This is a genomic window from Amycolatopsis sp. NPDC028719 (assembly GCF_055565395.1).
On sequence record NZ_JBVHUL010000004.1, the window covers coordinates 709,641 to 715,890 of the forward strand.

Annotated in this window: 2 protein-coding genes; one reads left to right on the forward strand and one right to left on the reverse strand. The window is 62.3% G+C overall.

The window, feature by feature from the left end:
* The first annotated feature begins 3 nt into the window (after nt 1-3).
* A complete protein-coding gene (locus ACZ4TR_RS21950) occupies nt 4-2,505 on the forward strand; it encodes a helicase HerA domain-containing protein (RefSeq protein WP_465288735.1) in 2,502 nt (833 codons plus the stop codon).
* A 101-nt stretch (nt 2,506-2,606) separates the two neighbouring features.
* Here the strand turns inward: ACZ4TR_RS21950 and ACZ4TR_RS21955 are convergent, their stop codons facing one another.
* Nucleotides 2,607-6,164: a CHAT domain-containing tetratricopeptide repeat protein gene (locus ACZ4TR_RS21955; protein WP_465288736.1), complete on the reverse strand. Its 3,558-nt coding sequence runs from the start codon at nt 6,162-6,164 to the stop codon at nt 2,607-2,609.
* Nucleotides 6,165-6,250 lie beyond the last annotated feature (86 nt).

Consider the following 6,250-nt stretch of genomic DNA (forward strand, 5'->3'; position numbering starts at 1 on the left):
TTGATGTCCTGGCCGTTCGCCCTGTCCTCCTCTCTCGCCTCACCTGCCGGCGACTACCTACGCGACCCGCTCGGTGCGTTCCAGACCGTGCTGGCTCACCTTCGCGATCTCGTCTTCACCTGGGGTCCGATCTCCGGGCCGGCACTGGCGGTCGTGACGACCACCGCGGTGATCGCTCGACGCCGTTGGCGCCGCCGCTTCCACGAGAGCCTGGTCAGCGACGCGCGGTTGGTCACCGTGCTGGCGCCGCCGACCGTCGACCCATCCGGCGCGATCACCGTGTGGTCCAACCTGGTCGGCCTGCTGCGACCAGGCTGGCGGCGGCGCTTCGGCGGGCAACCTCACCTAGCTTTCGAGTTGACATTCACCGACGACGGCGTGCAGATCCGCTTGTGGGTGCCTGGCCTGGTGCCGCCGGGGATGGTCGAGCGCGCCATCGAGGCAGCTTGGCCCGGCGCGCACACCAGGGCGACGCAGGCAAGGGCCCCGATCCCCACCGCCGCGCCGACGGGCCGGCGAATCGAAGCAGTGGGCGGCGAGCTGCGGCTGGCTCGCTCGGAAGCCCTCCCGATCCGTACCGAGCACCCCGCCGACCCGATCCGGGCCTTGCTCGGCGCCCCGGTTGGGCTCGGTCCCCACGAGCGGGCCTGCGTGCAGATCCTCGCCCGTCCCGTCGCCGGGCACCGCGTGACCAAGGCACGGCGCGCGGCGAGGCGGGTGCACGCGGGCAGCTCGGTCAACCTGGTCGGCCGGCTGCTGGACGTCGTCACGCCGGGTAAGACCGCGAAGCCGTCGTCCAGTACGCGGATGCCGGGACTGGATCGGCAGACAAGCCTGGAGTTTGCCGCGCAGGACCGCGCCGTCGTGGAGAAGCTACGGCAGAACCAGTTCGAGACCCGCATCCGATACGCGGTCGCCACCACGGTCCCCGAGCACGCGACGACCGCCGAGGTCCAGGCGGTCCGGGAGGTGCTGCGGGGACGCGGCCACGCGATCGCCTCGGCGTTCGCCGCCTTCTCCGAGCACAACTACTTCCGCCGGATCCGGCTCCGGCGGGCCCCAGTCCAGGTGCTGGCCGAACGCCGTTTCGGCAAGGGCGACCTGCTCTCGATCCCGGAGCTGGCCGCGCTCGCGCACCTGCCGATCGACGAAGCCACGCCCGGCCTCCAGCGCGCCGGCGCGAAGGCCGTACCGCCGCCGCCCGGCATCGCCACGGCTGGCGACTTGATTAAGCCGCTCGGCTTGTCGGACTCGGGGCACTCCCGGCCGGTCGGCCTGCACGTCGCCGACGCGCGTCATCACCTGCACATCCTCGGCGCGACCGGCTCCGGCAAGTCGGAGCTGATGGCCCGCCTGATCCTGGACGACGCCGAGGCTGGCCGCGGCGTGGTGGTCGTCGACCCGAAGGGCGACCTCGTGTCGGACCTGCTGATGCGCATCCCCGAGGAGCTCGGCGAGAAGGTCGTGCTCTTCGACGCCGACTCCCGCAGCCGGCCACCAGTGCTCAACCCGCTGGAGGGGGTGGACAAGGCCCGCGCGGTCGACAACCTCGTTAGCATCTTCTCCCGGATCTACGCCTCCTCGTGGGGTCCGCGCACCGATGACATCCTGCGCGCCGGCCTGCTCACCCTGACCGCGATGCCCGGCACGCCGACGCTGGCCGACCTGCCGAAGCTCCTCACGGTCCCGGCGTTCCGGCAACGGGCCTGCGACCAGATCGACGATGACGTGCTGCGCGGGTTCTGGTCCTGGTACGACGCGCTGTCCGAAGCGAGCCGGGCGCAGGTCATCGCGCCGTTGATGAACAAGGTCCGCGGCTTCCTGCTGCGCCCGTTCGTCCGCGCCGCGATCGCCGGCGGGAAGTCCACGGTGGACATGGACGAGGTACTCAACACCGGCGGCATCTGCCTGGTTCGGATCGCCCGCGACGCGCTGGGGATGGAAACGGCGCGGCTGGTCGGCTCGATCGTCGTCGCCCGCACCTGGCAAGCCGCCACCCGCCGGGCCCGCGTCCCCCAGCGCCAGCGGCGCGACTGCGGGCTCTACGTCGACGAGTGCCACAACTTCCTAAACCTGGCATACCCGCTGGAAGACATGCTCGCCGAGGCTCGCGGATATCGCCTGTCTATGACCTTGGCCCACCAGTACCTCGGCCAGCTCCCGAAGGAACTCGAAGAGGGCATCAGCACGAACGCCCGGTCGAAGATCTTCTTCAACGCGTCCCCTGAGGACGCGAAGCGGCTGGCACGCCACACCATGCCGCGGCTGAGCGATCACGACCTGTCCAACCTGGGCGCCTTCCACGTCGCCGCCCGCCTGGTCCTCGGCGGCGAGGAAGCACCGCCGTTCACCGCGGTGACCGAGAAGCTGCCGCCCGCGGTCCCCGGCCGTGCCAGGGCGATCCGCAAGGCCGCCAAGTTAAACAACCTCCGATCACTGCCCCACATCGATAACGTCACTGAACACGCCCCCCGGACCATCGCAGACCCGCGCCGGGGCATCTAGCGAGAACAAGGCTAGTCTCACGATGGGCGCTTCCGCTCAGCCAGTAACTCCCGCTCAGACTCGCTGAGCTGTTTCGACTGCCTCCCTGATCTCAGAGAACGCTAGTGCCCAAAGTGGACATAGGCGGCCCATGCTGCAACTTTCGAGAAGTTGATGTCCCACAGGGATTCTCTCAATTCAGACGGCATGCGCTCAGGGATCTGCCTGTTTGAATCGAGCATCCACATCTGGGCTTGACGCAGCGCCCGCCATACAGGAAGTCCCTCCTGACAGTAGTAATGAAACATATACATCATCGGGAGACTACTCGTATCTGACCCAATCCATTGCGTTGATACAACAGACCGAGCACCGCCAGAAAGAAACGCAGCACTAAGGCTGTACGCTTCATCGTAGCCGTAGGACAATTGCCCTGAGTCGCAACCGCTCAAGACAACCAAAGAAATTTGCTGTTGCGAATCAGAAGTAAGTACACGCGCAATCTCGTGCGCAGACAAATGATCACCATCTTTGTCGCCACGCCCTGTCGGCGCCAAAATCAAATAAAAGGGTGCATAATTGCCCTCAGGTGCGCACGTGCCGCGACAAGCAAGATGCACAACGGCACCATCTGCGACATCACGGCTCACTAGCCAATTCCGCACATCGTCCACCGTGCCACGACCCGCCGGGCTACTCAAGCCGTCTGGCTGACGACCGAAATACTGCGCCTCCCGATAAAAAGCCTCATGAATCGCGTGCGCTTCTAAGCGCGCAGCGTCGAGCACATGGCTTGCATTATCAGGTGCCGGATCTGCGACCACTAAACCAGTCGATGAGACCGGCATAGCTGAACGGGCTGCATTATCACAGACAAGCCGCGCCGACGGCGCCAAAGAGAATGCAGCTAATTCGACCGCATATGTACCGTCGGCCCGCTGGGCGGCGTGCCATGGGATACGCGCCAGATCACCGGTCGGAATCAGCACGACCCGCGGTACACGCCCTCCGACTTGAGATCGACCGGACAAATAGTGATCTAGCAATGGTTCCATCGCCACCCGCCACGACCAGTGGCATACCTCGGTCAAAACCTCTTCAAAGTGACGCGCGGACGCCGCAAGCCGGTAACGCGTTTGATCAGACAGTGCCGCGAGATAGCGGGCCGCCACCGTATCCTCAATTTCAAGTTCAGGCAATGAAATCCAGGTCAATTGCCCATCGATTCCAACTATGACAGCCAATCCCGGATGTGGCGGCTCTGCCGGAATCAAGTAGACGAGCGCGTCGGACTCGATCACACCGAGCGCCGCGCGGATCTCGGAAAGACTCGGCGCATCGAACAACCTAGCAATGTCGGAATCCTCCGCCAGTACCTCAAAAACCTCCTGGCGAAGTTCGCGAGAGGCGCCGTCATCGACTTCCCACCTACGCGCTAGATCAGAACGACCTGCAGCATCAAGTCGACTGGATACATTAGGCAATTCAGCCGCCGCAAAAACCATCAAACTTCGGCCGATATCCAGTACCCGAATGGCTTCCAGCGGATTACCTTCAGCGAGATGCTGCCGAGCCACATCGATCGCGTTCTGCGCAGCGTCGTGGATGACAACATCTGCGGGAAACTCGTCGTCAGGGTCCAGAAGAGCACGCCACGTGTGACTACTCCGCACACGCAGACCAACTTCTGACTCTCGGATATTGCCAAGGCGAAGGCGAACATTCGCCAGCAGTTCGTTGACGAACGACCACTGTGGATGCCGGGGGCCAGGGAGCGCCCCTAAGGCCTGCCCCAGCAAGTCTACGGCCTCATCAAGCCCATCGAGGGTTCCCATTACTTCCGAACGCCGGAACAGTGCAAGCGCCACCGCCTGCAGAGAAAGGGTGTATGTCTCACCGCCGGGCGAAGACCGCTCTAATGCGCGACGAAAGTGTTCAATGCCGTTGTCGATCTTACCCAGATCCGTCTCTTCGCCAGCCTTCATGAACATGGCGCCCAATGCCAGTTCCTCAAAGACGTGAGCATCGTTCGTATCGCCAGATGCATCAACAGCGGCAGCCGAGGCGCCCAACAAGGCTTCCCCCTGCAAGCTGCCTGAAGCGCGAGACTCAGAGACATTCGACACCGAACGCTCGGCGAGAGTCTCCGATATTTCCCCGACCGCCTCGCGCAAAGGATTGCCTAATGGCAGAGTGTCAACCGTCGCCTTAAGGCGATTGGCGTGTTCTAGCATTTCGACATCGTCACCACGCCGAATGGCGTCCATGATCTTCGTCATTAGGCTAATTACCGGAACCAGCAATGCATCTTCCGCGTCGTGCGATTCCCAATGTAGACGCTTATCTAGCCCAGAAAAACCACCGGATTCCCCACCAGTATCGTCGTCTTCAATGGCGCCCATAGACTCAGCAGCCATGCGAGTGGATTCAAAAAGTGCTGATAGTTGAGGATGATCGCTCGACAACTCCGCCGGAACAGCGGATAGCGCCGATTCTTCACCCGACCGATTAGGCAAGCCATACCTAGCCGATGATTGCAGGCGCGCGAACGATCTCGCAGACACAGTTGGATGCCGACTTGCCAGCCTGCGATGCACATTTACAGCTTCTGAGACTGCCGCGAGCGCCTCTTCTCGGCGACCCAGCTGCCCCAAACGCAGTGACAAGTTATTCAAACTCATAGCAAAGTCTGACAGAAAGACATCCGGACGCCGGCCAGCCAGACCACGGTAGATGCTAACGGCTTCCATAATGGCCACTAGCGCCTCTTCTCGACGACCCAGTTCACCCAGCCGAAGAGATAAATTATTCAAACTCATTGCCAAGTCCGCCAAGAATACATCTGGGCGCTCGACCGCCAAACTTCGGCGAATTTCAACAGCTTCCGTAATTGCCGTCAACGAGTCTTCATGTCGATTCAGTTCAGACAAGTCTACCGAGAGGTTATTCAGACTCATAGCGAGGTCCGCCATGAAGACACCCGGACGCTGGCTAACTAAGACGCGATAGGCATCGACAGCTTCCGTAATTACGGACAGCGCCTCCTCTCGACGACCCAGTTCACCCAACCGAAGAGACAAAGTATTCAGGCTTGCAGCGAGGTCTGGCAAGTAGACATCAGGGCGACGGTCGACTAGGCCTCGGTAAACATCAATAGCCTCCGTAATTACCGACAGCGCCTCCTCTCGACGACCCAGTTCACCCAACCGAAGAGACAAAGTATTCAAGCTCATCGCAAGGTCTGGCAAGGAAGCATCGGGGCGCACCTCGACGAGTCGACGACGAAGAACAACAGCCTCGCTCGCAGCCGCCAACGCCTCCTCATACCGACCAAGGCTTGCCAGTTGAACCGAGATGTTGTTCAGACTCGCAGCCAAAGACGGCAGATGCGCTTCAGGGTGCATCTCCGCGAGTCGACGACGAAGAACGACAGCCTCGCTCGCAGCCGCCAACGCCTCCTCATACCGACCCACCTCAGACAACACAGAGCCCAGATTGCTGAGAGTCATCGCAAGTTCAGGCAGATCCGCTTCAGGGTGCATCTCCGCGAGTCGACGACGAAGAACGACAGCCTCGCTCGCAGCCGCCAACGCCTCCTCATACCGACCCACCTCAGACAACACAGAGCCCAGATTATTGAGAGTCATCGCAAGTTCAGGCAGATCCGCTTCAGGGTGCATCTCCGCGAGTCGACGACGAAGAACGACAGCCTCGCTCGCAGCCGCCAACGCCTCCTCATACCGACCCACCTCAGACAACACAGAGC